Source organism: Haemophilus sp. THUN1691 (assembly GCF_059704425.1).
The window spans coordinates 14,175-40,895 of sequence record NZ_AP046578.1; the positions used below are offsets into that span (position 1 = coordinate 14,175).

Sequence of the window (26,721 nt, forward strand, 5' to 3'; positions counted from 1 at the left end):
CATTAATCAATAAGCCAACTTTTAAAATTTTTGAGAGCTATTTATGCCACAAATTACCCTTTCGGCTGAAGTGCAGCCAGAACAAATGGGACAGCGTTTAGACCAAACACTTGCAGAGTTGTTCCCTGAATATTCTCGCTCCCGATTAAAAACGTGGATTGAAGCCGATCTCGTAAAACTTAATGATCGCATTGCCAATATTCCGCGTGAGAAAGTGCTCGGAGGAGAAAAAATAGAAATCACCGTAGAAGTGGAAGATGAGACACGTTTTGAACCAGAAAATATTCCATTAAATATCGTGTATGAAGATGACGACATTATTGTGATTAATAAACCCAAAGATTTTGTGGTACACCCTGGTGCTGGTAATCCAAATGGAACTGTGCTCAATGCGCTACTCTATCATTATCCGCCGATTGCAGAAGTACCGAGAGCAGGAATTGTGCATCGATTAGATAAAGATACGACAGGTCTAATGGTTGTTGCGAAAACTATTCCGGCACAAACCAAGTTAGTACGCGACTTACAAAAACGCAAAATTACGCGTGAATATGAAGCTATCGCTTCGGGCATTATGACCAAAGGTGGCACAGTAGATCAACCTATGGCTCGTCATGCAACCAAACGTACTTTAATGGCGGTTCATCCAATGGGAAAACCAGCTGTGACCCATTATCGTATTATGGAGAATTACCGTAACTACACCCGTTTACGTTTACGTTTGGAAACGGGTCGTACGCATCAAATCCGTGTTCATATGGCACATATTGCCCATCCATTGCTAGGCGATCAAACCTATGGCGGACGTCCTCGTCCACCAAAAAATGCGAGTGAAGACTTTATGGAAGTATTGCGTAATTTCAAACGCCAAGCTTTACATGCTGTCATGTTACGCTTAGCTCATCCTATTACAGGTGAAATGATGGAATGGTATGCACCATTACCAGATGACTTTGTTGAATTGCTTAATGCACTCAAAGCCGACTATCTCGAACATCAAGATGAGTTAGATTATTAATATGCAAGCGATTAACCCAAATTGGAACGTTCCAAAGAATATTCATGCCTTTACCACTACTCGTGAAGGGGGCGTGAGCTTGACGCCTTATTTTAGTTTTAACTTAGGCAATCATGTCGGTGATAACAAAAGTGCGGTAAAAACTAACCGCACTTTATTAGTAGAAAAATTTGGTTTGCCACAAACACCTATATTTTTAACGCAAACACACAGTACTCGAGTAATTCAATTACCTTATTCAGGACAAAATCTTGAAGCTGATGCAGTTTATACAAATGTTCGTAATCAAGTTTGTGTTGTTATGACTGCAGACTGTTTGCCGGTTCTATTCACCACAACATCAGGCAATGAAGTAGCTGCAGCACATGCTGGCTGGCGTGGTTTATGTGATGGCGTATTGGAAGAAACGGTAAAATGCTTTCAGGCCAAACCTGAAGATATTATCGCGTGGTTTGGCCCTGCTATTGGCCCAACTGCATTTCAAGTTGGAATTGATGTTGTAAAACAGTTTGTTGCGGTAGATGAAAAAGCCAAACTCGCCTTTCAACCTGATGCAATAGAAGAAGATAAATACCTAGGTAATCTTTATCAAATCGCGACTCAACGATTAAACAATCTAGGCATTACGAAAATTTATGGTGGAAATCACTGTACATTCAATGAAAAAGAATTGTTTTTTTCTTATCGCCGCGACAACCAAACGGGTCGAATGGCAAGTGTCATTTGGTTTGAATAAATAGTCTAAAAGCGCATAACATGCGCTTTTAGTATCTTTATTTTATATTCTTTCTTCAATAATACCGCCGCCCAAACAAACTTCACCAACGTAAAATACGGCAGATTGTCCTGGTGTGACGGCTGATTGAGGTTCATCGAAAATCACTCGAATAGTTTCATCATCAATAGGTTCAATCACACAAGGAATATCTTGTTGGCGATAACGTGTTTTCACCGTGCAACGTAATAACTCTCGAATTGGTTCGCGATCAACCCAATGTAATTGGCTAGCAATCAAACCTTTTGAAAATAAACGAGGATGCTCATGCCCCTGAGCGACAATAAGTTCATTATTTTCCACATCCTTATCTACCACATACCAAGCCTCATCACCCGCATTTTTTAAACCACCAATGCCTAATCCTTTACGCTGTCCCAACGTGTGATACATCAAACCATCATGGCGACCAATAATTTCACCATCAACAGTACGAATATCACCAGGCTGAGCCGGTAAGTAACGCGCTAAGAAATCCTTAAATTTACGCTCACCAATAAAACAAATACCGGTAGAGTCTTTTTTCTTCGCCGTAATTAAGCCAAGATCTTCAGCAATAGCGCGAACAATCGGCTTCTCGATTTCACCAACGGGGAATAAACTTTGCCCCACTTGTTTGTGGCTTAAGGTATAAAGAAAATAACTTTGATCTTTATTGGCATCTAGACCACGTAATAATTTTGCATTTTCATCATCACCAGCTCTACGTACATAATGCCCTGTTGCAATGTAATGAGCACCAAGATCTTCAGCAGCATATTCTAAAAATGCTTTAAATTTAATTTCTTTATTACACAAAATATCTGGGTTCGGCGTACGCCCTGCTTTATATTCAGTTAGAAAATGCTCAAAGACATTATCCCAATATTCTGCAGCAAAATTAATTTTATGTAATTTGATACCCAATTTATCACATACAGCCTGAGCATCTGCAAGATCAGCTGCTGCAGTGCAGTAATCCGTATCATCATCTTCTTCCCAGTTTTTCATAAACAGGCCTTCAACCTGATAGCCTTGCTGTTGAAGAATAAACGCTGACACAGAAGAATCTACACCACCAGACATACCACAAATGACTTTTTTTGTCGCATTTCTCGCAAGCTGCTCTTGCGTCAATTGAGGAAAGTGTTGATTATAAGTATTTGAAATTAACATAGTTCTCCCGTAACTTCGGTTAAGGCGAAGCACATTGGTTATTGAATGAGAAAACGGCAAAATAATTTTGCCGTTAATTTTATTTTGCACATAAAGTGCGGTCATTTTTGAGCAAGTTATTTCACTTCATAAAATTGCGAGTCATCATCTTTTTTTGCAAATTTTTGCTCATATTCAGCTTTCGCTTGTTCATCGCCCGCATCTAATTTTGATTGAAGCGTATCGCAAGGTTTATCACAATCGCAAGCTTTGGCAATACCAAGGGTAGATAAACCACCACAGCTGCCTTTTAAACTTTGTTTTTTGATAATAAATCCAATAGACATCAACAATATAATTGCGACGAAAGCGATTAAAGTAAAAAATAAAGTTTGCATAACTATTCTTTTGTTTCTGTTAATTTTTTGAACGCAGAGGATGATTTTGTGACAAAACCACTATCTGTTTTAATGATTAAGTAAATGGCAAAATTATTTTTCTCTGCCACTTCTAACGCCTTGTCTTCACCCAGTACAAATAACCCTGTTGATAGGCCATCTGCAGTCATTGAAGTTGGTGCAAGTACCGTAATTGAGGCTAAATGATGCTGAATTGGGTAACCTGTTTTCGGATCAATTTCATGAGCAAAGCGTTTACCATTTTCTTCAAAGTAAATCCGATAATCGCCAGAGCTTGCCATTCCCATATTGTCTAATCCAATGACAGCTTCAACCGCTCTTTCACCTGTTGTAGTTGGTTTTTCAATTGCGATCTGCCAAGGTTTACCTTCAATATTTTTTCCTTTCGCACGAATTTCACCGCCGATTTCAACCATATAATTCTGAGCATTTAGTTCTTCTAACTTTTCAGCCACTTGATCAACACCAAAGCCTTTAGCAATCGAGGACAAATCGACATAAACTTGAGGAAGTGCTTTGCTTAATGTCGGTTTTGCACCACTCATATCGAGGGCAATTTTATCAATACCAACCCAAGCTTGGCGTTCAGCTAATTGTTCTGGCGTAGGTTGTTTTTCTGGGCGTTTTTCTGGGCCAAATCCCCATAAATTCACAACTGGGCCAACAGTTACATCCAGTGCACCTTCAGTCACTTTATTTAAACGAATCGCTTCGGCCAATACTTTGGCAAAATCTGCTGAAATCTCAATCGGTGTATTCACTTGAGTATTTTGATTGAAACGGCTCAGTTCCGAATCTTTTTTGTAAGTGGACATTTTAGCGTTCACATCTTTTAAGATAGCTTCAATTTCTTCATGCGTCTTTTCAGATGTTGCTTTCATCGAGCCTTCATCAAGGTATTTAACATGATAAGTTGTTCCCATTGTTTTACCACTTAATGAGATAACTTTTGTTTCTTTTTGACAGGCTGCAAGACTTAATACCATTGCCACAGCCATAATACCACTTATTAATTTTTTCATCTGGATTTCCTACATCTGTGAATTACTGGCAAATTCAACAAAACTTACCTGTAATCATAGAAAATTTTCTAAAAACACCTTAAATTTTGACCGCACTTCATCACAAAGTGCGGTCAGTTTTTATGATGAATTGATTAACTAAAATCAGCCACCAAAGTCATCTAATAAAATGTTTTCATCTTCAACACCAAGATCTTTCAACATTTTAATTACAGCAGCATTCATCACTGGAGGTCCACACATATAGTATTCACAATCTTCTGGTGCTTCATGATTTTTCAAGTAGTTTTCATAAAGTACATTGTGAATAAAGCCTGTATAGCCAGTCCAATTATCTTCAGGCAATGCGTCCGATAATGCAACATGCCATACAAAGTTTGGATTTTCAGCTTGCAATTGGTCAAAGTCTTCTTGATAGAAGATTTCACGTTTAGAACGTGCACCATACCAGAATGACATTTTACGTTTAGAGTGGAGACGTTTTAATTGGTCAAAAATATGAGAACGCATTGGAGCCATACCTGCACCACCGCCGATAAATACCATTTCTGCATCAGTTTCTTTCGCAAAGAATTCACCAAATGGACCAGAAATAGTAACTTTGTCACCTGCTTTTAATGACCAAATGTATGAAGACATTTGACCTGGAGGTGCATCAGGTTGACGAGGCGGAGGCGTTGCAATACGAACATTAAGCATAATAATGCCTTTCTCTTCAGGGTATGAGGCCATTGAGTAAGCACGAATGATATGCTCGTCCACTTTAGAGACATAACGCCATAAATCATATTTATCCCAGTCTTCGTGGTATTCTTCAGGAATATCAAAATCTTTATAGTTCACCACATGTGGATCAGCTTCGATTTGGATATAACCACCCGCGCGGAAAGGTACTTCCTCGCCTTCAGGAATAGCCAATTTAAGCTCTTTGATAAAGGTTGCTTTGTTATCGTTAGAAATAACAGTACATTCCCATTTTTTCACGCCAAAGATTTCTTCAGGAAGTTCAACTTCCATATTACCTTTCACGTTAACTTGACAAGCTAGACGATAACCTTCTTTTGCTTCACGTTTGTTAATGTGAGAAAGTTCGGTTGGAAGAATTTCTCCACCACCATTTTTCACTTTAACAATACATTGACCACAAGAGCCACCGCCACCGCAAGCAGAAGACACGAAAATACCTTTACTTGCTAAAGCACCTAATAATTTACCACCTGCAGGTAATGTGATCGCTTTTTCAGGATCGTCATTGATGCCGATAGTAATATCACCAGAATCGACTAATTTTGATTTCGCAAATAAGATGATTGCCACTAACACTAATACAATAACCGTGAATGCGGCAATACCGAGTGCAAGAATTACTGAATCGCTCATTGATTACACTCCTTATAATTGAATACCAGAGAAAGACATAAAGCCTAACGCCATTAAACCAACAGAGATAAAGGTAATACCTAAACCTTTTAATCCTGCAGGAATATCCGCGTATTTCATTTTCTCAGTTAAGCCAGCAAGCGCAACAATCGCCAACATCCAACCTAAACCTGAGCCAAAACCGTACACGATAGATTCAGGGAAATTGTAATCACGTTGAACCATGAAAGACACCCCACCAAAGATCGCACAGTTTACTGCGATTAACGGTAAGAAAATCCCTAATGCGTTATAAAGAGATGGCATAAATTTATCTAATACCATTTCAAGAATTTGCACTAAACCAGCAATAACCCCAATGAAGGTAATGAAGTTCAAGAATGATAAGTCCACACCTTCAATTAAAGCATTTTCTTTTAACACATTTGCATAAATTAATTGGTTTACCGGCACGGCGATACCAAGAACGAAAGTTACCGCAATACCAAGACCAAACGCAGTTGATATCTTTTTAGATACCGCTAAGAAAGTACACATTCCCAAGAAGAAAGAAAGTGCCATATTTTCAATGAAGACTGCCTTAACGAATAGGCTAATATAATGTTCCATTGATTACTTCTCCTGTTGCTCTGGTTTCCAAGTTCTTAATCCCCAGATAACAAATCCGATGATAAAGAATGCACTTGGTGCAAGTAGGAATAAACCATTTGCTTGGTACCAACCACCATTCTGAATGGTTTCAAAAATAGTCATACCAAATAATTTACCTGAACCGATAAGTTCACGGAAAAATGCTACGATAATTAACATCGCACCATAACCTAAACCATTACCGATACCATCTACAAAGCTTTCAACGGGAGGCGACTTCATCGCAAATGCTTCGGCACGTCCCATTACGATACAGTTAGTAATAATCAAACCAACGAATACCGAAAGTTGTTTAGATAAACCATAAGCGTAGGCTTTTAATATTTGGTCAACAACGATTACAAGTGATGCAATAATCGCAAGTTGCACAATAATACGAATGCTGTTTGGAATATAATTGCGAATCAAAGAAACAAAGAAACTTGATAACCCAGTTACCAAACTCACTGCAATCGCCATTACAACAGCAGTTTCTAATTTTGTTGTTACCGCCAATGCAGAACAAATACCCAAGATTTGTAATGCAATTGGGTTGTTCTTAACAACTGGAGCTAACAACAGATCTTTATAATTTGCTTTTTCAGACATTAGTTTGCTCCCGCATGAAGTTTTTCAAGATATGGACCAAAACCGTTTGCACTAAACCAATAATCAAACGTACCCTGTACGCCATTACCAGTTAAAGTCGCGCCTGATAAACCATCAATACTATGCTCATCTTGTGGAGCTTGCCCTTTCACGATGTGAATTGCAGGTTGGTGTTGTTCATCAAACAATTTTTTACCTTTAAATAAACTTGCCCAGTTTGGATTTTCAATCTCACCACCCAATCCTGGCGTTTCACCATGTTGGTAGTAAGTGATACCATTAATAGTATTACCATCTGGTTGAACAGATACTAGACCATACATCACTGACCACAAGCCAGTTCCATAAATTGGTAAAATAACTTGTTGAGTCTTACCTTGTTCATCTTTTACAAGATAAACTTCGGTCGTTTTGCTACGAGAACGGATACGTGCTTTATCGGCATCAGCAGGAATTGCTTGTTGGCTATCATCTGCTTGTTGTGTGTATTCACCCGTTGCTAAATCAACGAAACGGGGCTCGATAAATTTTGCATAAGTTTCTTTTACATTAGTGTTTTCTTGTAAAAGACCAGCTACATTTAAGATATTTTTTTGTTTATCGAGTAACTTTTGTTCTTCTTGTGCTGGCTTTAACATTACTGCGGAACCAGCAACAATAATGGAACAAACTAAACTCAGTAGCAATACGACAAGAATTGTGCCGCCTACGCTGTCTTTATTAAACTTAGCCATTTGTTCTTGCTCTCCGACGTTTGATATTTGCTTGAACTACGATGTAGTCGAAAATCGGTGCAAATAAGTTTGCAAATAAAATCGCTAACATCATGCCTTCCGGATAAGCTGGGTTTACAGTACGAATTAATACAGCCATTACACCAATTAATGCACCGTACCACCACTTACCTGCATTGGTAAAGGATGCTGAAACAGGGTCTGTTGCCATAAATACCATACCTAATGCAAATCCACCTAAAACAAGGTGCCAATGCCAAGGCATTGAGAACATTGGGTTAGTATCAGAACCAACTAAATTGAATAGAGTTGAAGTTGCAATCATACCAATCATCACACCAGCAATGATGCGCCATGCGGCAATACGAGTGAACACAATCACTGCGCCACCGATTAAAATTGCAAGCGTAGAAACTTCACCCATTGAACCAGGTAAATTACCAACAAAAGCATCCATCCAAGTGATTGGAGCACCAGTTACTGTATGTTGTAATGCTCCCTGACCACCTTGTGACCATTGTGAAAGTGCGGTTGCGCCAGAGAAACCATCAGCGGCAGTCCAAACAGTATCACCTGAAATTTGAGCTGGATAGGCGAAGAACAAGAAAGCTCGGCCTGCAAGTGCAGGGTTCATAAAGTTACGACCTACGCCACCAAAAATTTCTTTTGCAACAACGATACCAAAAGTAATACCTAATGCGGCTTGCCATAATGGCAATGTTGGTGGAACAATTAACGCAAATAAAATAGTTGAAACGAACATCCCTTCATTTACTTCATGACCACGCACAACTGAGAACAATAATTCCCAAATCGTACAAACGGTGAACACCACTAAGTAAATTGGTAAAAAGAAAATTGCACCCAGCGCCATTTTTGAGCCCCAAGTTGCATTGGCTGTTAAATCTAAACCTAATGAACTTGCAAAGGCATAGTGCCAATCGTTAGCAATTAATTGATCTAAATTGCCTAATTGATTTAAGGCAGGGATCGCTTGGTTACCCACATTGTACATCCCGTAAAAAATCGCTGGGAACAACGCAAGGAAAACCGTAATCATCATACGTTTTGAGTCTAACGCATCACGAACGTGAGTGTTTTTGTGCGTTACTGTACCTGGTGTATAAAGCAAGGTATAAATCGATTCAAAGATCGGATAAAGCTTGCTGTATTTACCACCTGGTAAAAACGCGGGTTCCATTTTTTCAAAAAGATTTTTCAAACCCATTTTTAACCTTCCTTCTCAATCTTATCTAGTACTTGACGCAAGATTGAACCGTATTCATATTTGCCTGGGCAAACGAAAGAGCACAATGCTAAGTCTTCTTCGTCTAATTCAAGACAACCTAACGCTTGCGCGCCATCGGTATCACCCACGATTAAATCACGTAATAATAATGTCGGTAAAATATCCAACGGCATCACGCGCTCGTAGCTACCAATTGGCACCATTGCACGCTCACCACCGTTTTCTGCGGTAGTAAAATTGAATAATTTCTTACCGAAGTGACCCAACACTGTACGAGTAATTGAATATTTATTTGATTGCGGAGTAATCCAGCCAAGGAATTCTTTCTCATTACCTTCTGCAATCACAGAAACTTGTAATGCATAACGACTTAAATAGTCATGTGCACCTTTTGCAATTTGCCCACAAAGCACTGAGCCAGAAATTACGCGATTTTCACCCGCACTTAATTCATTTTGGGTTAATTGAGAGAGATTAGCGCCAATTACAGTGCGAATTAAACGAGGTTCTTTCACTTGCGGACCAGCAAGAGAAATAACACGTTCAACATAAAGCTCGCCTGTTGTAAATAATTTACCCACTGCGATCACATCTTGATAATTGATGTGCCATACAGTTTTATTTACACCAACAGGATCAATAAAATGAATATGAGTACCAACAAGACCTGCAGGGTGAACGCCACCGAAATCATGAATCTGTAAATTTTCAAGATCAACAGTTGGGATATTCGTATCACCTGCTTTACACAAGTGTAACGGTTTTGAAGGGAATAAACGACTTAATACCGTTAAACCATTTGTGAAATCTTGCCAAAATTCTTTTAGCACGATAGCAGGATCTGCGGCTAATGGATTGGTATCCATTGCATTCACGAAAATTGAGGCTGGTTCACTATCAATCGCAGGTACTTTGCTAAATGGACGAGTACGTAATGCAGTCCATAAACCTGATTCAACAAGGTTTTGTTTTACTTGTTCAGAAGAAAGCGTATTCAATTGTTCTGCACTATATTTTGCGAAAGTGATTTGCTCATTTCCTTCCACATTAATTACGACAGATTGTAATACGCGCTTCTCACCACGATTGATTACAGTGATAGTACCACTTGCAGGGGCTGTAAAAATCACACCGGGATTTTTCTTGTCTTCAAAAAGCACTTGGCCTTTCTTTACAACATCGCCTTCGCGCACCTTCATAGAAGGACGCATCCCCACATACTCCTCACCTAGAATCGCAACTTGATTCACAACATTTCCGTTGTGGATTACTTGTGCTGGTTTTCCCGCAATTGGGAGATCCAAGCCTTTCTTAATTGTAATCATACTGTTTGCACTACTTTTCAAGGTTAAAAATACAATTGCAAATAAACAAGTTAAATGCAATCTCGTGTTTGAGCGTGACAAAACACCTTTAGAAAGACATTAATGTCACAAAAATAAAAAACTCAAATCGGTTAACTTCACGATAAACATCCTTATCGAGAAATTGAATTTGGATAAAATTAGACGCCTTATTCTAGCGAAAATCTGCTTTTTTCGCTACTTAAACGCCTACTTTTTTGTAAAAACCTTTTGCGATATATCAAAAAAATGTTACATCTTCATAACATAAAAAATTAATGTCCAACGCCTGCGCATTTCGTTGAAGCAGGAATTTTCTCATTTAACTCGCCCCATTCCTCTACAGTAAATAAGTGCAACGCTAACGCATGAACACCGCTATTAAGCTCATCTGCAAGCAATTGATAAACACGTTGATGACGCTGTACTTTACGCATTCCTTCAAAAACATTACTCACAATCACACATTTAAAATGAGATTCCGCGCCACGACCAGAACTATGTAAGTGGCTTTCATTTTCTACACTAAAAAAGTGCGGTTGAAATTCTAGTTGAATTTTTTGTTCGATAGTTTGTTGAACAGACATCATAAATCTCCACAAAATCACAATGAAACGCTATACATTAGCAGTGAAGTTTGCAAGAATAACACAGTTTTAACTGGCTCATTGGGGAAATTATGACATTATCAAACAAAATCAAAACATTATCAGCAGTAAGTATTGCAGCAGCTACGCTGTTCCTTGCTGGCTGCCAAGCACAATCAAATACATTAACGTTCACACCACCGGCACCGAATGCCACAATGAACATTAATCAAAATGCGATTGTGTATGTAACAACGAAAGATAGCCGCACAACGCAAGATATCGCGAGCTATACCAAGCGTGGAGAACTCATTAAATTAAATTCATCGCCGAGTGTTACGCAATTATTCCAACAAGTGATGCAACAAAATCTTATTAGTAAAGGTTTCAGAATTGGGCAATCCAATGGATCAAATGCGTGGGTAACTGTAGATGTACGTGAATTTGCTACTCAAGTAGAACAAGGTAATCTTCGTTATAAACTGAATACCAAAATTCAAGCGACTGTTTATGTTCAAGGTGCGAGAGGTTCATATAACAAAGCATTTAATGCTACTCGTTCACAAGAAGGCGCATTAAACGCGGATAATGACGAAATTCAAAAAGTTCTGTCTCAAACATTTAACGATATTGTGAATAACATTTATCAAGATCAAGAAGTATCCGCTGCGATTAACCAATATGCTAATTAATCGTATAGCTAATTAGATATGCTCTGAAGTGGGGAAGGTTACTATAACCTTCCTCATTTTTTATATTAGCGAAAAATAACATTGATGTAATTAACGGTTTCGGAAAATTTGTCGATGCGCATACTATTGAAGTAACTCTTGCTGATGGTACAAAAGAGCAAGTAACCGCAGATCATATTTTAATCGCAACAGGTGGTCGCCCATATCGTCCAAACATTAAAGGACAAGAATACGGCATTGATTCGGATGGTTTCTTTGCATTAACTGAATTACCAAAACGCGCTGCGGTTATTGGGGCTGGCTATATTGCCGTTGAACTTTCTAGTATATTAAACAGCCTAGGCGTAGAAACGCATTTATTAGTGCGTCGTCATGCGCCAATGCGTAATCAAGATCCATTAATCGTAGAAACATTAGTGGAAGTGCTTGCGCAAGATGGAATTCAATTACATACTAATTCCACGCCATCTGAAATTGTTAAAAATGCAGATGGCTCCCTTACAGTAAAATGTGATGGTCAATCTGATGTTATTGTAGATTGCGTTATTTGGGCTGCGGGTCGTGTTCCAGCGACAGATAAAATTGGCTTAGAAAATGCAGGTGTAGAAACAAATGAACACGGCTATGTCAAAGTAGATAAATATCAAAATACCAATGTGAAAGGCATTTATGTGGTAGGCGATATTATCAAATATCGGCCTTATTTTTACCTATCATTTTGCATAAAATCTAAAGAATACTTTATTGCATCAATAACCGAATCCCCGTGATTTTTGTTCGGAATCCATTTAAATATTGCATGATTGCCTTGAGCTTGTAATTTTTCCGCTAATTGTTGAGCATTAAATGGTCGCATCTTCTTTCGTTGCTCAATGCGTTGTTGCTGCTCCTCTGTCATTTTAGGATCTTGTTCCGGATATTCTTCATATTCGCCTAAAGTGATTAAAATATGCTTAGGATGAGATGTAATCCAAGATTCATTTTTAGACAAAAACGCACCCTTTCCCCACCAAAGTGATGGACTCGCCAAGGTGTAATATTGGAATAAATCCGGCTGATGAAACAGCACGTAAAGACCAAATAATCCCCCAAAGGAATGCCCAAAGAAATATTGTTTTTCAGGATTAATGTCGTAATTTTTCTCAATACTCGGTTTAATTTTAGTTTGGATAAAACGTAAAAAATCTCCCGCGCCACCACCTTGCTTAAACTCATCACCTTGTGCTGGAAATGTGTAATCTCTTTGACGCTCTTCAATGGCATAGGCTTTTTCTGAAACATAGCCAATGCCTACAATCAACGGTAAAGATAAATTAGCATTCACTGCATTTACCGCTAAAGAAAATTGCGCATTGCCATCAAGTGTATAAAACACCGATAAATTGTGCTGTCGTCTTTTCGGCTCGGCGATAAATAAACGATAACGTTTATTCTCAAACACTAAATCTTGTTGATGAATGTGATAAAGTGCGGTTATTTTCGGATTTATTTTAGAAATAGAAAAATCAGGTGCAGCCATAGCTATATTGATCGCCCCTAAATAGAAAAAAAGAATTTTAAATAAAGTACTCATAAGAAAAAGAAAGCTACATTTAGACGCTGCTAAATGTAGCTTATTTTCGTGCTAATTAGAATGTAACATTCAGATTCGTCCAAAAACGTCGGCCTTCTTCAACCGTCCAGCTTCCCCCATTCGTATTCACGCGTTCACCAATTTCATTGCCAATATTAAGCACTGCCAAGCTTAAGGATACATTAGGATTAAATTTGTAAGTTGTCCCTAAATCTACTGTGGTGTAAGCTGCGCGGGTTCGATAATGATTTTTGCTATCGCCATTACGTGGGTTAGCCCATATTTGTTTGCCTTTATAAGCAATACGCGTATAAGCAGTCAAGGCATCATTCATTTGCCAGTTTAATTTAGCACTCGCTGCATGTTTTGGTGTATTATCAAGCGGTAAGCCACGTAGGCTCATTTTGGATGCAGAAATATCTTCATCAGATTGGCGTTTAGAGTGTTGATATGTGTAACTCATATCAACATTCCAATGTTCATTGAATGGAATATGAGTGGCAATTTCAGTGCCTTTAATATTCGCACGTCCAACATTAGCATACTCATAAAGTTTTGCCTTCATAACTGGATCAGTTAAACCGGTATAATAGCTCGTTAATTTATTTTTAAAATCCGTATTAAATAAGGTAATGCTCGCGTTATAACCATTATCATTGGTGTAAACTAACCCAATTTCTTCGTTCACACTGGTTTCTGGTTTTAAATCTTTATTACCATAAATAACCCCTGCGCCAGCCTCTGTGGATGTCACATAACTTTCACTGATTTCACGAATACTTGGTGCTTTAAAAGCTTTACTTACACCGCCCTTTAACGAGAAATTATCATTGATATGATAAACAGCATAAACTCTTGGGCTCCAATGTGAACCATATTTTTCATGATGATCAAGACGAGATCCCAGCGTTAATAAAATGTCTTTGCCAATATCAATGCGATCTTCTAAGAAAAGTGCGGATTGTTTTACACTATTTTTACTATTTTCAAATACAGCTCTTGAGGCTTTATGACCATTTGGTAAAGTTTTTGTTAAAACACGTGTTACCGAGTCATCTTGTAATTTAGCTTGTTGAACCTGTCCGCCAAATACAAAGAAATGATTGGATAAAGGCAGTATAAATTTTGCATCAAAGACATTATTTTTGATTTCTGGTTTACGGGTATTCATCACGCCATTAACACTGACTTCGCGTTTTGCAATTTCTTGTGAAAAACTTAATTCTGATGTCATCAAATCCCAATCAGCTTGATGTGTGATAGACCAATGATTACGGCTTGCACGAGTAGAACTTGGATTATTAGGCGTGACTGATGTTCCACGTGTGGTGGTCAAATCAATAGTTTTCCCCGGTGTTTCATCTTTTTCTAAACGATGGCGCCCCGCCTCAAAAATAAAGGTTTGTTTATCAACCGGCGTAAAAGTCAATTTCGCATTCAAATTTTGATCTTTATTTTTATTCGATGCGCCAATCAAGTTATCTTCTTGACGATAGTTCCCCCCACCATAAACCTGAAGACCTAATATATCCTTAACAAGTGGACCTGACACAAAGAAATCACCATGATAACCATCACCAAAGTCTGACTTATCATGTACGGTAAATCCTGTCGAAACCGATCCTGTCCATTCTTTTGTTGCATTTTTCGTGATGATATTTACCACGCCACCCATCGCATCTGAGCCGTAGAGGGATGACATTGGTCCACGAACAACCTCAATTCGTTCAATTGCACTAACAGGCGGAATAAATCCCCCTTCAAATCCGCCATTGCCATTTGGGCGGGATTCACGCGTATTTTGACGACGACCATCCACCATAATTAAAGTGTAGTCCGCCGGTAAGCCGCGAATAGAAATATCGGTTCGGTTTGCATTACTCCCACTTACATTCACTCCGGGAATATCTCGCAACGCGTTCTCTAAGCGATTAGAAGGATGCGATCTTAATTGCGCTTGATTCACCACGCTAATACTTGCCGGTGCATCACGTAATTCTTGCGTCGTACCTGAGGCTGTAACCACAATCGCATCAAGGTTTTCAGTATTTTGCTCCGTAGCTACCGCATTGGTTGTAAGGGCAGCAAGAATTGACAGACTTAAAAGTGAAAGTTTTATTTTGAATGGGTTCATAGTTTGTCCTTAAATTTGTGATGATTAATGTTCAAAAACAATGGGAAAATCGACCGCACTTTTGCGACCGATTTTGCCTAGAATGTCCATAAGAAAGTTCTAGACTTAATTCCCAATCATTATCTAAAAATAATTTTGTTTCAGAGAAAAGATTATATTTATCGCCTTTTAATCGAGACCAACGTTCCCCTAAGTATGTACTTCGTGGAAATTTAAGAGAATCTTGGCAAGCTGGATGAGAAGAAAATGCCGCAACTTTTGGATTCTCACAAGGCAACATAACACCAGCAAAATCCGGTACTTCATTAATTTTTTGATACATACCGTCAAGGGTAAATAAACCTTTATCACGGATATTGCTTTCAAATAATCCATAAACCATTTGTTTACTGCCTTTTACATCTTGCTTGAAAGAATGTGATTTTTCATCCACGCCCACGTACGTTTTTTTTCTTTATTTATTGGGCCTGACACATCAAGCATAGTGCGAACACTGCCACGCTGATCTACAGTAATTTCACCTAAATGTTGGAATTTATCTGTTGGGCGTTTGCGAATAAGATTAATAGTTCCGCCTGGTTCGGAATTGGATTGAGTTAAACCTGTTGCACCGCGTACTACTTCAATATGATCGTAAACGGCTAAGTCTGTGCTCGGCACTACATCAATTTTAGCGGTATAACCTGAACGCCCTCCTACATTGGTAGTGATACCATCTTCACCAATTTGATCCACATAGAAACCACGAGAGAGAAAACGGGTTTGTAAACCAGAATCATGCACAATATTCACGCCAGTAGTGTTTTTCATTGCGTCTTCAAGGGTATGAATCGCGCGATCATCAAGTTGTTTTCTTGTTACCACGCTCACAGATTGTGTCTTGTCTTTACCGGAAATACGCAAGCCGGTGGCAGTATTCATTGATTTGATAGTATAGCTTTTACTGCCAGCTGTGGAGTTAACTGGGCTTTCATCAACAACATTGATTTGCTCTAAGCTTTCAGCCTGAGCAAAGGGATGAAAAGCAAATATCGCTAAAGAAATGAGGCTTAAAGAAAAGTCTAGGGTAAGGGTGGAATGTGTTTGTTTGTCAAAAACTACATTATTCGGCATAACTTACTCCTGTTGTTTTCTTGTGTTCAATACATTGCTCCATTTTCTTACGTCACTGAATAATTATAAAAAAGAAAGAATAGAGAATAGCCCAAAATTACGTTAATGATAATGATTTGTGTTATTTTAGTAAAGTGTGAATTTAGATTTTTGAGTGAAAAAGAAAATCGGCGAGCCAAAAGAACCGCCGACTTATCAAAAAAGAAAAATATTTCGTTTATTTCATCGCTTTTTTAAGCTCCGCAGCAATAATCTCCATGGATTCCAACCCTCCAAAAGCCAAATACCAATTTGCGGCATCTAAATATACGATGTGGTTGTTTTTAAAGGCGTTTGTTTGTTGGATGAGGGAATTATCAAGCACTTTTTGTGCGTTGTTTACTTTGTCGGTGACTGCCGCTGTACGATCCACTACAAATAAATAATCCGGATTTTTTTCTAAAATATATTCAAAACCAACGCCCATTCCGTGAGTGGAAGATTTAATGTTCGGATCCGCTGGTTTAAAGCCAAATTTTTGATACACCATGCTATAACGCGAGTTGTCGCCAAAGGCGCTGATTTTGCTTTCATTTACTAACACTAGCAACGCCGTTTTGCCTTTCGCATCTTTTGCTACTTGCGCTACTTTGTTTTCTAAAGCATCCAATTTTTCTTTTGCCACGGCGTCTTTATTGAAAATTTTACCAAGCGCGGTCACATTTTCTTGGAAACTTGGGTAATAATTGGCGTAGTCGTTTTGTACATAGAACACCGGCGCGATTTCTTTCAATTTATCCAACAATTTTTGTTGGCGCGACGCGGCGATAATTAAATCCGGATTGAGTTCGTTGATGGCTTCAAATGCTGGTTCAGGTAGGGTGCCGACGTTTTTGAATTTGTCTTGGTTGAACTCAGCTAAATACTCTGGAATATGCCCTGCTTTCGGGAAGCCCACGATTTTACCAGCATCGCCTAAGGCGCGGATGGTATCCGCTACGCCAAAATCCAGCACCACCACTTTTTGTGGATTTTGTGGCACGATTTGTTCACCAGCTGCATTTTTTACGGTTATGTCTTGTGCGTTTGCCGTTGCCGCTGCGAAAACTGCAATGCTAAGTGCGGTGAGTTTTTTCAATGTTTTCATAGTGTTTCCTTGTGTAATGTTATTAAGGTAAAGAATGCTTCGCTCACCCTGTTTACAGAGGAGGTGCGCAAGTTGAGAGGGGAACCCTATATGGCCCCTTCCTCCCTTTCAGCACGTTATTCGCTACGTTCACCCGATAGGGTTCGTTGGCAAAGCCAATACTCAAAATGCTATGTATTTTGTTCCCCACAAGCAGTGGAAGGGCAAGATAATTTTTATTTAATAAAAGATCATTCCTGACGAAAATAAACCGCAATCCTTCTCCCATCAATTTCTTGAATCGGAATCGTCATTTCGTAAATATCCTGCAGCACTGGTGATTGCATCATTTCTTCCACAGAACCTTGCGCAACGAGCTTACCTTGTTTCATGGCGATAATATAATCAGAATAACAGGACGCAAAATTGATATCATGAATCACAATCACGACGGTTTTATTCAGCTCCGTGACGAGTTTATGCAGCACCTGCATAATTTGCACGGAATGTTTCATATCCAAATTATTGAGCGGTTCATCGAGCAAAATATAATCTGTATCCTGCGCTAAAGTCATCGCAATATAAGCGCGCTGGCGTTGTCCACCACTTAGGTTTTCAATGTATTGATGACGAATTTCATCTAAATTCATATAAGCAATAGCGTTGCTGATAAAAGTGCGGTCGTTTTCGGTGAGATTTCCTTTAGAGTAAGGAAAACGACCGAATGCCACCAATTCTTCCACAGTAATGCGCAAATTAATGTGATTAGATTGTTTTAAGATGGCTAATTGACGAGCAATGTCAGTACTTTTTTGTTCATTCAGTAACTGATTATTCAGATACACTTCGCCGCTATCGGCTGCTAACAATCGGCTGATAATGCCTAGAAGAGTGCTTTTTCCTGCACCATTCGGGCCGATAAAAGATGTAATTTTCCCAGTGGGAATGGTGAGTGATACATCATCCACCACTTTTTTTATGCCGTAAGATTTATGAATATGTTTGATTTCTATTGCCATTTTTTATTTGCTCTTAATAACAGAGAAAGGAAATATATGCCGCCCACAAAATTAATGATCACACTCAGTGGTGTGCTGAAAGTAAACACTTGCGCCAATAAAAATTGTCCGCTTACTAAGGTAAAAACGGAAAGTAACATGGCTGCCGGAATAAGGAATTTATGACGATAATCACGCATAAATTCAAAGATCACATTCATCACCAGCAAGCCTAAAAAAGTCAATGGTCCCACAAGTGCGGTGGAAACAGACATTAAAATTGCCACAATAATCAGCAGTTTTTTTATCATCGGTTGATAATCCACGCCCAAATTAATCGCCTGTTCGCGCCCCAGTGCCAGCACATCCAAGTATTTCCAATAACGCAAGCTAAACAGCATGACGACAATCAAAATCACCAACGCTAACCAAAGAATATGAGTATTAATTCGGTTGAAACTGGCAAAGCCAATATCTTGCGAGATTTGGAATTCATTGGGGTCAATCAATACTTCCATAAAGGTCGTTAGACTGCCAAAAAACGTGCCAAACACAATCCCGACGAGCAATAAAAAGAAAATATTCTGCGATTCCTTTTTGAACAGAAAATAATAGAGCGCAAGCATAAAGCAAATCATCACGCTAGTACTGCCGAGAAAAAGCGTAATCGGATTGAGGGAAAGTAGCGTGTTCGAACCGAATAAAAACAAAATGCCTGTTTGGATTAATAAATACAGTGAGTCCACCCCTAAAATGCTCGGCGTGAGAATGCGATTATTTACGACTGTTTGGAAAAGCATCGTAGCTAACGCAATCGCAATGCTTGTCACGATAATCGCCGTTACTGATAAAGCGCGATTGGTTAAAGCATATTGCCAGCGATTCGGCAAATGATAGCCAAGATATAATGCAATGCTCACGAGCGCTAGAACCCCTAAAATCACTAAATGAAGGAACGATGATTTACGCATAACGATCCCGTTTTAGTAAGAAATACAAGAAAATGCCGCTGCCAATTACGCCAACGACAGCATTAATAGAAATCTCGTAAGGGTAAATTAGGCTGCGCCCCAAAATATCGCAGAACAACACAAAAACAGCCCCTAAAAGTGCGGTATGAGAAAGGTTTTTTTTCAAGTTATCACCCAAATACAGTGTGACGAGATTCGGCACAATCAAGCCTAAAAAAGGAATTACGCCGACAGATACAATAATAATCGACGACACCGTTGCCACAATCATCAGACCAACATAAAGCACTTGGTTGTAATTTAAGCCGAGATTGGTAGCGAAATCTTTACCCATTCCGACGATAGAAAAACGATGCGCAAATAGATAAGACACAATCAACATAGGGATGCTGAAATAAAGCAGCTCGTAGCGGCCGCTCATGACAAGAGAAAAATCTCCTTGTAACCAGCCGGAAAGGTTCTGCAACAAATCTTGTTGATAAGCGATAAAAGCAGTGATCGAACTAATGATATTACCGAACATCATCCCTACTAAAGGTACAAAAATCGTATCTTTGAATTTCAGGCGGGATAGGAACGTCATAAATAACAGCGAGCCAAGGAAAGACACCAGTACCGCGATAGTGGTTTTCAGCAGCATCGAGGCATCTGGAAAAAATAGAATCGCCAGCAAAATCCCAAGGCGTGCGCTATCCATTGTGCCAGCGGTTGTTGGCGATACAAAACGATTTCGGCTCAGTTGCTGCATCACCAAGCCACAAATACTTAACGACGCGCCCGCAATCAAAATACTCACTAAACGTGGCACGCGACTATCAAGAAAAATCTGCCATTGATTGTCTTTAAAATGGAGCAATCCCTGTAAATTAACCGTACTTATGCCAAGAAAAAGAGAAATAGCGGAAAGTAAAACTAATAGAAAAACTAAGTATCGCCGTTTAAACATCTTAAAATGAGAATGATTCGTAACGGAAAGAGGATAACATATCAAAGTTAAAAAAGAAAAGGGGATAGAACGATTATTAATAATAACCAATTACATCAATTTATAGCATTCTTCATAAAAATTAGGCAAAATACGGAAAATTTTTGAGTTCAAAAAAGGATCAAACTATGACTAAACATTATGATTACATCGCTATTGGCGGTGGCAGTGGCGGTATTGCTTCTTTAAATCGTGCTGCAAGCTATGGAAAAAAATGCGCAATCATTGAAGCTAAGCATCTTGGAGGCACTTGTGTAAATGTAGGTTGCGTACCTAAAAAAGTCATGTTTTATGGTGCACATATTGCAGAAGCAATTAACAATTATGCACCAGATTATGGTTTTGATGTTGAAGTGAAAAAATTTGATTTTTCAAAACTGATTGAAAGTCGCCAAGCCTATATTGGTCGTATTCATACATCTTATAACAATGTATTAGCGAAAAATAACATTGATGTAATTAACGGTTTCGGAAAATTTGTCGATGCCCATACCATTGAAGTAACACTTTCTAATGGTACAAAAGAACAAGTAACCGCAGATCATATTTTAATCGCAACTGGTGGTCGTCCATATCGTCCAAACATTAAAGGACAAGAATTCGGCATTGATTCAGATGGTTTCTTTGCATTAACAGAATTACCAAAACGCGCTGCTGTTATTGGGGCTGGCTATATTGCCGTTGAACTTTCTGGTGTATTAAACAGCCTAGGCGTGGAAACGCATCTATTAGTGCGTCGCCATGCGCCAATGCGTAATCAAGATCCATTAATCGTAGAAACATTAGTGGAAGTGCTTGCGCAAGATGGAATTCAATTACATACCAATTCCACACCATCTGAAATTGTTAAAAATGCAGATGGGTCTCTTACAGTAAAATGTGATGGTCAATCTGATGTTATTGTAGATTGCGTTATTTGGGCTGCAGGTCGTGTTCCAGCGACAGATAAAATTGGCTTAGAAAATGCAGGTGTAGAAACAAATGAACACGGCTATGTCAAAGTAGATAAATATCAAAATACTAATGTGAAAGGCATTTATGCAGTAGGCGATATTATCGAAAACGGCATTGAATTAACACCGGTTGCAGTTGCAGCAGGTCGTCGCCTTTCTGAGCGTTTATTCAATAATAAACCGACTGAACATTTAGATTACAATTTGGTTCCAACCGTTGTATTCAGCCATCCACCAATCGGCACTGTAGGTTTAACTGAACCTCAAGCTATCGAACAATATGGTGCTGAAAATGTTAAGGTATATAAATCCTCTTTCACTGCAATGTACACTGCGGTCACTCAACATCGCCAACCGTGCAAAATGAAATTAGTTTGTGTGGGTAAAGATGAAAAAGTTGTGGGTTTACATGGCATTGGTTTTGGTGTAGATGAAATGATTCAAGGATTTGCCGTAGCAATCAAAATGGGCGCAACAAAAGCTGATTTTGATAATACTGTAGCTATTCATCCAACGGGTTCAGAAGAATTCGTGACCATGCGTTAATCTTCAAAGCAAAGAAAAAAGAGCGGTAAAATTACCGCTCTTCTTTGTTTCTAAGTTTGCTTAAGTATGTTTAGATACGTTTAACCAATTTCGTCCAGTTATAATAACCGTACAACGAGTTAAGTAAGTAGGCTGAATACATTAAGTACATGGCTGGTGTTTCTGCCCATAAGAAAATAGAAAGGATATTTAAAGCAATCCATAACAACCACTGTTCACGATAACGTAAAATCATTAAAATCTGTGCAGCAACTGTAATAATTGTTGTTAGACCATCTAAACCAGTTGAACTTCCGCCAGCCGCTTGTAATGCTTGAACAAAAAGCAAAGTACCAACCGTAGTCACAACAATTAGTGTCACCCATCCTTTAACAGTTAACGCTTTTGCAATCACACTTTCTCCACCATCACTATTTTGCATATTGGCTTTCCACATGAAGTAACCAATAAATTGAGATGGCAAATATACATAGAGTACAGTATTCATTTCACCTAAGAAATTTGATCCCCAAGCAACATAAAAATAAGTGTAAGCAAAAATTAATCCAAAGAAATAATTACTAATTTTACCTTTACTTACCAATACCACACACAAAATACCAGAAATACCAGAAATCATTGCTAACCAAGAATCTGGCGCTTGTACATAAGCCCAAATCTGCGCAATGATGAAAAGCGCAAGCCAAACTACCTCAAAAGGTTTCCAACCAGAAACAAATTCTTGTTTTAAACGTTCTGCCAAAGTCATTATGTACTCCTGTTGACTTAAATTTGAATGTGATCATTCTTGCATTGTGCGTTGATAATGTAAAGATTCAGAGGCATTTAATTCTCAACTTGTGAAATTCATCACGTTTCAATTAAATCCTAAATAATCCATTATTCAGAAAACTCTCTAAAAATTTACCGCTCTTTAAATACAATAATCTGGCTCAAGTGGTATTTTTGCTTGCAACAAGAACTGTTTAGTCCGCTCGTGTTGTGGGCAAGAAAAAAATTTATCTGCTGTATTTTGTTCTACAATATTCCCATCCGCCATCAAAATTACACGATCTGCAACATCTTTCGCAAACTGCATTTCATGAGTAACAATAATCATTGTCCAACCTTCTTGAGCAAGCATTTTTAATGTTTGTAACACCTCGCCAACCAATTCTGGATCTAACGCCGATGTAGGTTCATCTAATAAAATAATATCAGGTTTTACCGCAAGGGCTCGGGCAATTCCGACTCGCTGTTGCTGACCGCCAGAAAGTTGAGATGGAAATAAATCCGCTTTATTTTTTAGTCCTACCTTCTCTAACAAGCTAAGAGCCTTTTCTCTAGCCTGACTCTTATCTTGTTTTTGCACGACAACCATTCCTTCCATGATATTTTCAAGGGCGGAACGATGAGGAAATAAATTATATTGTTGAAATACCATTGATGAACGTCGGCGCAACTTCAATTCATCTGCTTTACTAATTTTCTGGCTAAAATCAATTTTTAGACTACCATCAGTAAATTCCAAAATGCCTTGCTCTGGTCTCTCAAGCAAATTTAAGCAACGTAAAAAGGTAGTTTTTCCTGAACCAGACGGCCCTAAAATTGCTACCACTTCACCTTTATTAATTTCAAAATCAATGCCTTTTAACACATGATTGCCATTAAAGTTTTTCTGAATATTACTTACTTTTAGCATAGACAATCCTTACAAGTGACGAGAAAGGCGTTTTTCTAAACGCATTTGACCAATAGATAACACAAGGCAGAAAACCCAATAAATCAATGCAGCCTCACTATAAATCAAAATAAACTCATAATTCTCAGCTGTAATATTTTGTGCGACACGAAATAATTCTGCAATCCATACTAAAGAAGCCAAAGAGGTATCTTTCACCGTACTAATAAAAGTGTTAGAAAGCGATGGCACAGAAATGCGTAATGCCTGTGGCATAATCGTGCGAATAAATGCCTGTTGATAATTCATTCCTATAGCATAAGAAGCCTCCCACTGCCCTTTTGGAATCGCAATAATTGATGCACGCACAGTTTCTGCAGCATAAGCACCGATATTGACGGAGAAGGCAATAATTGCAGTTGGGAAAGGCTCGAGTTTAATACCAACTTCAGGCAATCCATAGAAAATAATAAAAATCTGCACAAGCATTGGCGTACCACGAATAATAGAAATATAAGCACGACAAATACTTTGCAAAAGTTTAGTCATAAAATTTGGATGTGGAAGCGTACAAATTACGGCAACAATTACCGCAATAAATAAACCACAAAAAAAGGAAATAACGGCTAAGGGAATCGTATATAAAATTGCGCCTTCCAACATAGGCCAAAACGAGCTGATTACATAATCAGCTCGTTCTGCACTCATAAATGGAAGACTAGCTAACAAATTATTGAGTAATGTCATCACCAAACCATTTAATTGAAAGTTGTTTTAATGTACCGTCTTGGCGTAATTCTTCTAGTGCTTTATTCACTTTTGCAATGAGTTCTTCTTCACCTTTCAAAAATGCAAAACCTGTCGGAATTTTCTTATCGCTCTCAACGGCAATTTTTAAACCTGCATTTGGTTGTTTCTTGAAATAATCAAGCACCGCTAATTTATCATTCACTGTTGCATCAACACGTTCTTGTTTGACTGCTTCAAGATTTTGCGCAAGGCTATCCACTGTCACAATAATCGCACCATTATCACGAGCGTCTTTGCTCCAGTTACTCGTTGCTGATTGAGCTGATTTTTTACCTTTTAAATCAGAGAAAGTCTTAATGCTGTTATTATTTTCTTTCGTCACAATAACCCCTGCAGAATAATTATAGGGCGCAGAATAATCATATTTTTTTAAGCGCTCTGGGCTTGGATTCGTTTGGTTTGCAATAACATCAAATCGTTTCGCATTCAAACCTGCATACATTCCATCCCAAGCGGTTTCTTTAAATTCAATTTTCAAACCTAATTTTTCTGCCACTTTCTCAATGATTTCTACATCAAAACCTGTCAATTTTCCGTCTTTACTATGGAAAGTAAATGGAGCATAAGTACCCTCCGTTCCCACTAATAAAGTTTTAGTTTTTTCAACGCGGTCAGCAATTTCACCAGCGTGAGAAAATGTTGAGAAAGCAATACCAGCACTTAAAAGTGCGGTTGTAAAAAATAATTTTTTCATTTTTTATTCCTTGTGTTGTGTTTGTCTAAGCGTGATTATAAAAAGCAAATTTATGAAAAAACAAGATTATTTATTTATATTTTATGAATTTTAGTTATAACAAAGCGAAATATGACCAATTACTATCAAAATAAGAAAATAATCTACCGCACTTTCTTTTAGAAAAACAGGTTTCTAAACAATGTAATCAATCTACTCTTATAAAATTTCAGTAAAAAAATGCCTTTCTAAAGAAAGGCATTAGTAAAAATTTAAAATTATAAATAAACTTGTAATGTCTAATAGAAAAGTAGCGTACCTAATTACGCTTCATCACTTCCAGAAAAACGTTCAATTTTCGCGCCTAGGCCACGTAATTTATCTTCGATATGTTCATAACCACGATCGATATGATAAATACGATCTACTATGGTTTCACCTGTTGCGATACAACCTGCAAGAACCAAACTGATTGATGCGCGTAAATCTGTCGCCATCACTTCTGCACCAGACAACTGTTCAACACCATGACATACGGCTGTATTCCCTTCAATTTCAGCTTTACCGCCCATGCGAATTAATTCAGGAATATGCATAAAACGATTTTCAAAAATCGTTTCAGTAATAATACTTGTGCCCTCTGCCACCATATTTAATAAGGTGAATTGAGCCTGCATATCAGTAGGGAAACCTGGATGTGGCGCAGTACGAATATTCACCGCTTTAGGCCGATTTCCAAGCATGTCTAACGTGATACTATTCTCAGTAACATCAACTTGAGCGCCAGCTTCACGAAGTTTATCGATCACTGCATCTAAAGTATCAGCTTTAGTATTTTGACAAACAACACGACCGCCCGAAATTGCTGCGGCAATTAAGAATGTACCCGTTTCAATACGATCTGGCACGACACTATGCTCACAACCAGTTAAACGTTCAACACCTTCAATCGTAATGTGATCAGAACCTGCACCAGATATTTTCGCACCCATTTTATTGAGGAAGTCAGCGGTATCTACAATTTCAGGCTCACGAGCTGCGTTTTCAATCACGGTGGTGCCTTTCGCAAGCGTTGCTGCCATCATAATAGATAAAGTCGCACCTACGCTCACTTTTTCCATTACAATGCGAGTTCCCACAAGACGATCTAATACTTGTGCTTTTACATACCCTTCTTCAAGAACGATGTCCGCGCCTAATTTTTCTAAACCGCTAATATGGAGATCAACTGGACGAGCACCGATAGAGCAACCACCAGGTAACGATACTTGGCCCTGATGAAAACGAGCAACTAAAGGCGCCAATGCCCAAATAGAAGCACGCATGGTTTTAACCAATTCATAAGGGGCAGTGAAATGATCGATATTCGATGCATCTAATAAAACTGCACCAGTTTCATCACGATCTACAACTACACCTAATTTACGTAAAATCTTTAACGTAGTTTCAATATCTTTAAGCGCAGGAACATTCGTGAGTTTAACGGGTTCCGTTGCCAAAATAGCGGCAAAAAGGATTGGAAGTGCCGCATTTTTGGCACCTGAAATATTCACTGTTCCACTTAAACGAGATTGCCCATAAACACGAAATTTTTCCATTTTTGAATCC

27 protein-coding genes and 1 pseudogene are annotated in these 26,721 nt (G+C 38.5%); 5 read left to right on the top strand and 23 right to left on the bottom strand.

Annotated elements, in window-relative coordinates; all coding sequences use genetic code 11:
• Positions 1 to 43: 43 nt before the first annotated feature.
• Together rluD and pgeF are read left to right on the top strand one after the other, a co-directional pair.
• Positions 44 to 1,018: a 23S rRNA pseudouridine(1911/1915/1917) synthase RluD gene (rluD, locus tag AC6H0J_RS00070; protein WP_497512664.1), complete on the top strand. Its 975-nt coding sequence runs from the start codon at positions 44 to 46 to the stop codon at positions 1,016 to 1,018.
• Between the two features lies 1 nt (position 1,019).
• Positions 1,020 to 1,754, top strand: coding sequence for a peptidoglycan editing factor PgeF (pgeF, locus tag AC6H0J_RS00075; RefSeq protein WP_497512665.1), 735 nt, complete (start codon positions 1,020 to 1,022; stop codon positions 1,752 to 1,754).
• 42 nt (positions 1,755 to 1,796) lie between these two features.
• On the opposite strand, the gene mnmA is transcribed toward pgeF, so the two are convergent.
• The 10 genes from mnmA to AC6H0J_RS00125 all read right to left on the bottom strand — a co-directional run bounded on the left by mnmA (position 1,797) and on the right by AC6H0J_RS00125 (position 10,900).
• Complete coding sequence (gene mnmA, locus AC6H0J_RS00080) at positions 1,797 to 2,948, bottom strand: tRNA 2-thiouridine(34) synthase MnmA (RefSeq protein WP_497512666.1); 1,152 nt, start codon at positions 2,946 to 2,948, stop codon at positions 1,797 to 1,799.
• A gap of 116 nt (positions 2,949 to 3,064) precedes the next feature.
• On the bottom strand, positions 3,065 to 3,325 hold the full coding sequence (gene nqrM, locus AC6H0J_RS00085; protein WP_005629187.1) for a (Na+)-NQR maturation NqrM: 261 nt from the start codon (positions 3,323 to 3,325) through the stop codon (positions 3,065 to 3,067).
• 2 nt (positions 3,326 to 3,327) lie between these two features.
• A complete protein-coding gene (locus tag AC6H0J_RS00090) occupies positions 3,328 to 4,368 on the bottom strand; it encodes an FAD:protein FMN transferase (RefSeq protein WP_005629185.1) in 1,041 nt (346 codons plus the stop codon).
• Positions 4,369 to 4,512: 144 nt separating this feature from the next.
• Positions 4,513 to 5,748, bottom strand: coding sequence for an NADH:ubiquinone reductase (Na(+)-transporting) subunit F (gene nqrF, locus AC6H0J_RS00095; RefSeq protein WP_005629183.1), 1,236 nt, complete (start codon positions 5,746 to 5,748; stop codon positions 4,513 to 4,515).
• A gap of 12 nt (positions 5,749 to 5,760) precedes the next feature.
• Complete coding sequence (gene nqrE / locus AC6H0J_RS00100; RefSeq protein ID WP_005629181.1) at positions 5,761 to 6,357, bottom strand: NADH:ubiquinone reductase (Na(+)-transporting) subunit E; 597 nt, start codon at positions 6,355 to 6,357, stop codon at positions 5,761 to 5,763.
• A gap of 3 nt (positions 6,358 to 6,360) precedes the next feature.
• Entirely contained in the window at positions 6,361 to 6,987 is a 627-nt protein-coding gene (nqrD, locus tag AC6H0J_RS00105; protein WP_005629349.1) for an NADH:ubiquinone reductase (Na(+)-transporting) subunit D, read from the bottom strand.
• Positions 6,987 to 7,721, bottom strand: coding sequence for a Na(+)-translocating NADH-quinone reductase subunit C (locus tag AC6H0J_RS00110; protein WP_005629176.1), 735 nt, complete (start codon positions 7,719 to 7,721; stop codon positions 6,987 to 6,989). Before AC6H0J_RS00110 ends, nqrD begins: the two co-directional genes overlap by 1 nt.
• Entirely contained in the window at positions 7,714 to 8,949 is a 1,236-nt protein-coding gene (locus AC6H0J_RS00115) for an NADH:ubiquinone reductase (Na(+)-transporting) subunit B (RefSeq protein WP_005629174.1), read from the bottom strand. The genes AC6H0J_RS00110 and AC6H0J_RS00115 overlap by 8 nt, the downstream gene beginning before the upstream one ends.
• A gap of 2 nt (positions 8,950 to 8,951) precedes the next feature.
• Entirely contained in the window at positions 8,952 to 10,295 is a 1,344-nt protein-coding gene (locus AC6H0J_RS00120; protein ID WP_005629172.1) for a Na(+)-translocating NADH-quinone reductase subunit A, read from the bottom strand.
• A gap of 293 nt (positions 10,296 to 10,588) precedes the next feature.
• Positions 10,589 to 10,900, bottom strand: a complete 312-nt coding sequence (locus AC6H0J_RS00125) for a BolA family protein (protein ID WP_005629170.1) — start codon at positions 10,898 to 10,900, stop codon at positions 10,589 to 10,591.
• Between the two features lie 92 nt (positions 10,901 to 10,992).
• On the opposite strand from AC6H0J_RS00125, the gene AC6H0J_RS00130 reads away from it, so the two are divergent.
• Both AC6H0J_RS00130 and AC6H0J_RS00135 read left to right on the top strand, forming a co-directional pair.
• Positions 10,993 to 11,592: a YajG family lipoprotein gene (locus AC6H0J_RS00130; protein ID WP_005629168.1), complete on the top strand. Its 600-nt coding sequence runs from the start codon at positions 10,993 to 10,995 to the stop codon at positions 11,590 to 11,592.
• A gap of 62 nt (positions 11,593 to 11,654) precedes the next feature.
• Positions 11,655 to 12,284 (top strand): annotated as a pseudogene (locus AC6H0J_RS00135) (FAD-dependent oxidoreductase); the annotation flags it as partial.
• 14 nt (positions 12,285 to 12,298) lie between these two features.
• Here the strand turns inward: AC6H0J_RS00135 and AC6H0J_RS00140 are convergent.
• From AC6H0J_RS00140 to AC6H0J_RS00175, 8 genes are all read right to left on the bottom strand, one after another.
• A complete protein-coding gene (locus AC6H0J_RS00140; protein WP_497512667.1) occupies positions 12,299 to 13,165 on the bottom strand; it encodes an alpha/beta hydrolase in 867 nt (288 codons plus the stop codon).
• 55 nt (positions 13,166 to 13,220) lie between these two features.
• Positions 13,221 to 15,299: a TonB-dependent receptor domain-containing protein gene (locus AC6H0J_RS00145; RefSeq protein ID WP_497512668.1), complete on the bottom strand. Its 2,079-nt coding sequence runs from the start codon at positions 15,297 to 15,299 to the stop codon at positions 13,221 to 13,223.
• 31 nt (positions 15,300 to 15,330) lie between these two features.
• Complete coding sequence (locus tag AC6H0J_RS00150; protein ID WP_497512669.1) at positions 15,331 to 15,732, bottom strand: hypothetical protein; 402 nt, start codon at positions 15,730 to 15,732, stop codon at positions 15,331 to 15,333.
• Positions 15,696 to 16,412 (bottom strand): TonB-dependent siderophore receptor, encoded by a 717-nt coding sequence (locus tag AC6H0J_RS00155; protein ID WP_497512670.1) that lies wholly within the window; start codon positions 16,410 to 16,412, stop codon positions 15,696 to 15,698. The genes AC6H0J_RS00150 and AC6H0J_RS00155 overlap by 37 nt, the downstream gene beginning before the upstream one ends.
• 217 nt (positions 16,413 to 16,629) lie before the next feature.
• On the bottom strand, positions 16,630 to 17,538 hold the full coding sequence (locus AC6H0J_RS00160; protein ID WP_497512671.1) for a siderophore ABC transporter substrate-binding protein: 909 nt from the start codon (positions 17,536 to 17,538) through the stop codon (positions 16,630 to 16,632).
• A gap of 230 nt (positions 17,539 to 17,768) precedes the next feature.
• Positions 17,769 to 18,536: an iron ABC transporter ATP-binding protein gene (locus AC6H0J_RS00165; RefSeq protein WP_118817105.1), complete on the bottom strand. Its 768-nt coding sequence runs from the start codon at positions 18,534 to 18,536 to the stop codon at positions 17,769 to 17,771.
• Entirely contained in the window at positions 18,527 to 19,486 is a 960-nt protein-coding gene (locus tag AC6H0J_RS00170) for an iron chelate uptake ABC transporter family permease subunit (protein WP_497512672.1), read from the bottom strand. The genes AC6H0J_RS00165 and AC6H0J_RS00170 overlap by 10 nt, the downstream gene beginning before the upstream one ends.
• Complete coding sequence (locus AC6H0J_RS00175) at positions 19,479 to 20,432, bottom strand: ABC transporter permease (protein ID WP_497512673.1); 954 nt, start codon at positions 20,430 to 20,432, stop codon at positions 19,479 to 19,481. Before AC6H0J_RS00175 ends, AC6H0J_RS00170 begins: the two co-directional genes overlap by 8 nt.
• Positions 20,433 to 20,599: 167 nt before the next feature.
• Between AC6H0J_RS00175 and gorA the strand changes: the two genes are divergently transcribed.
• Positions 20,600 to 21,970 (top strand): glutathione-disulfide reductase, encoded by a 1,371-nt coding sequence (gene gorA / locus AC6H0J_RS00180; protein ID WP_005628360.1) that lies wholly within the window; start codon positions 20,600 to 20,602, stop codon positions 21,968 to 21,970.
• Positions 21,971 to 22,040: 70 nt separating this feature from the next.
• Here gorA and pnuC read toward each other — a convergent pair whose 3' ends face one another.
• From pnuC to murA, 5 genes are all read right to left on the bottom strand, one after another.
• The gene (gene pnuC / locus AC6H0J_RS00185; RefSeq protein ID WP_005628357.1) at positions 22,041 to 22,718 is read right to left on the bottom strand and encodes a nicotinamide riboside transporter PnuC; all 678 of its coding nucleotides are present in this window, start codon (positions 22,716 to 22,718) and stop codon (positions 22,041 to 22,043) included.
• Positions 22,719 to 22,883: 165 nt separating this feature from the next.
• Complete coding sequence (locus AC6H0J_RS00190; RefSeq protein WP_005628355.1) at positions 22,884 to 23,651, bottom strand: amino acid ABC transporter ATP-binding protein; 768 nt, start codon at positions 23,649 to 23,651, stop codon at positions 22,884 to 22,886.
• Positions 23,652 to 23,660: 9 nt separating this feature from the next.
• On the bottom strand, positions 23,661 to 24,377 hold the full coding sequence (locus AC6H0J_RS00195; RefSeq protein WP_005628353.1) for an amino acid ABC transporter permease: 717 nt from the start codon (positions 24,375 to 24,377) through the stop codon (positions 23,661 to 23,663).
• A complete protein-coding gene (locus AC6H0J_RS00200) occupies positions 24,361 to 25,134 on the bottom strand; it encodes an amino acid ABC transporter substrate-binding protein (RefSeq protein WP_005628351.1) in 774 nt (257 codons plus the stop codon). The genes AC6H0J_RS00195 and AC6H0J_RS00200 overlap by 17 nt, the downstream gene beginning before the upstream one ends.
• Before the next feature lie 302 nt (positions 25,135 to 25,436).
• Entirely contained in the window at positions 25,437 to 26,711 is a 1,275-nt protein-coding gene (gene murA, locus AC6H0J_RS00205) for a UDP-N-acetylglucosamine 1-carboxyvinyltransferase (RefSeq protein WP_005628349.1), read from the bottom strand.
• Positions 26,712 to 26,721: the final 10 nt, after the last annotated feature.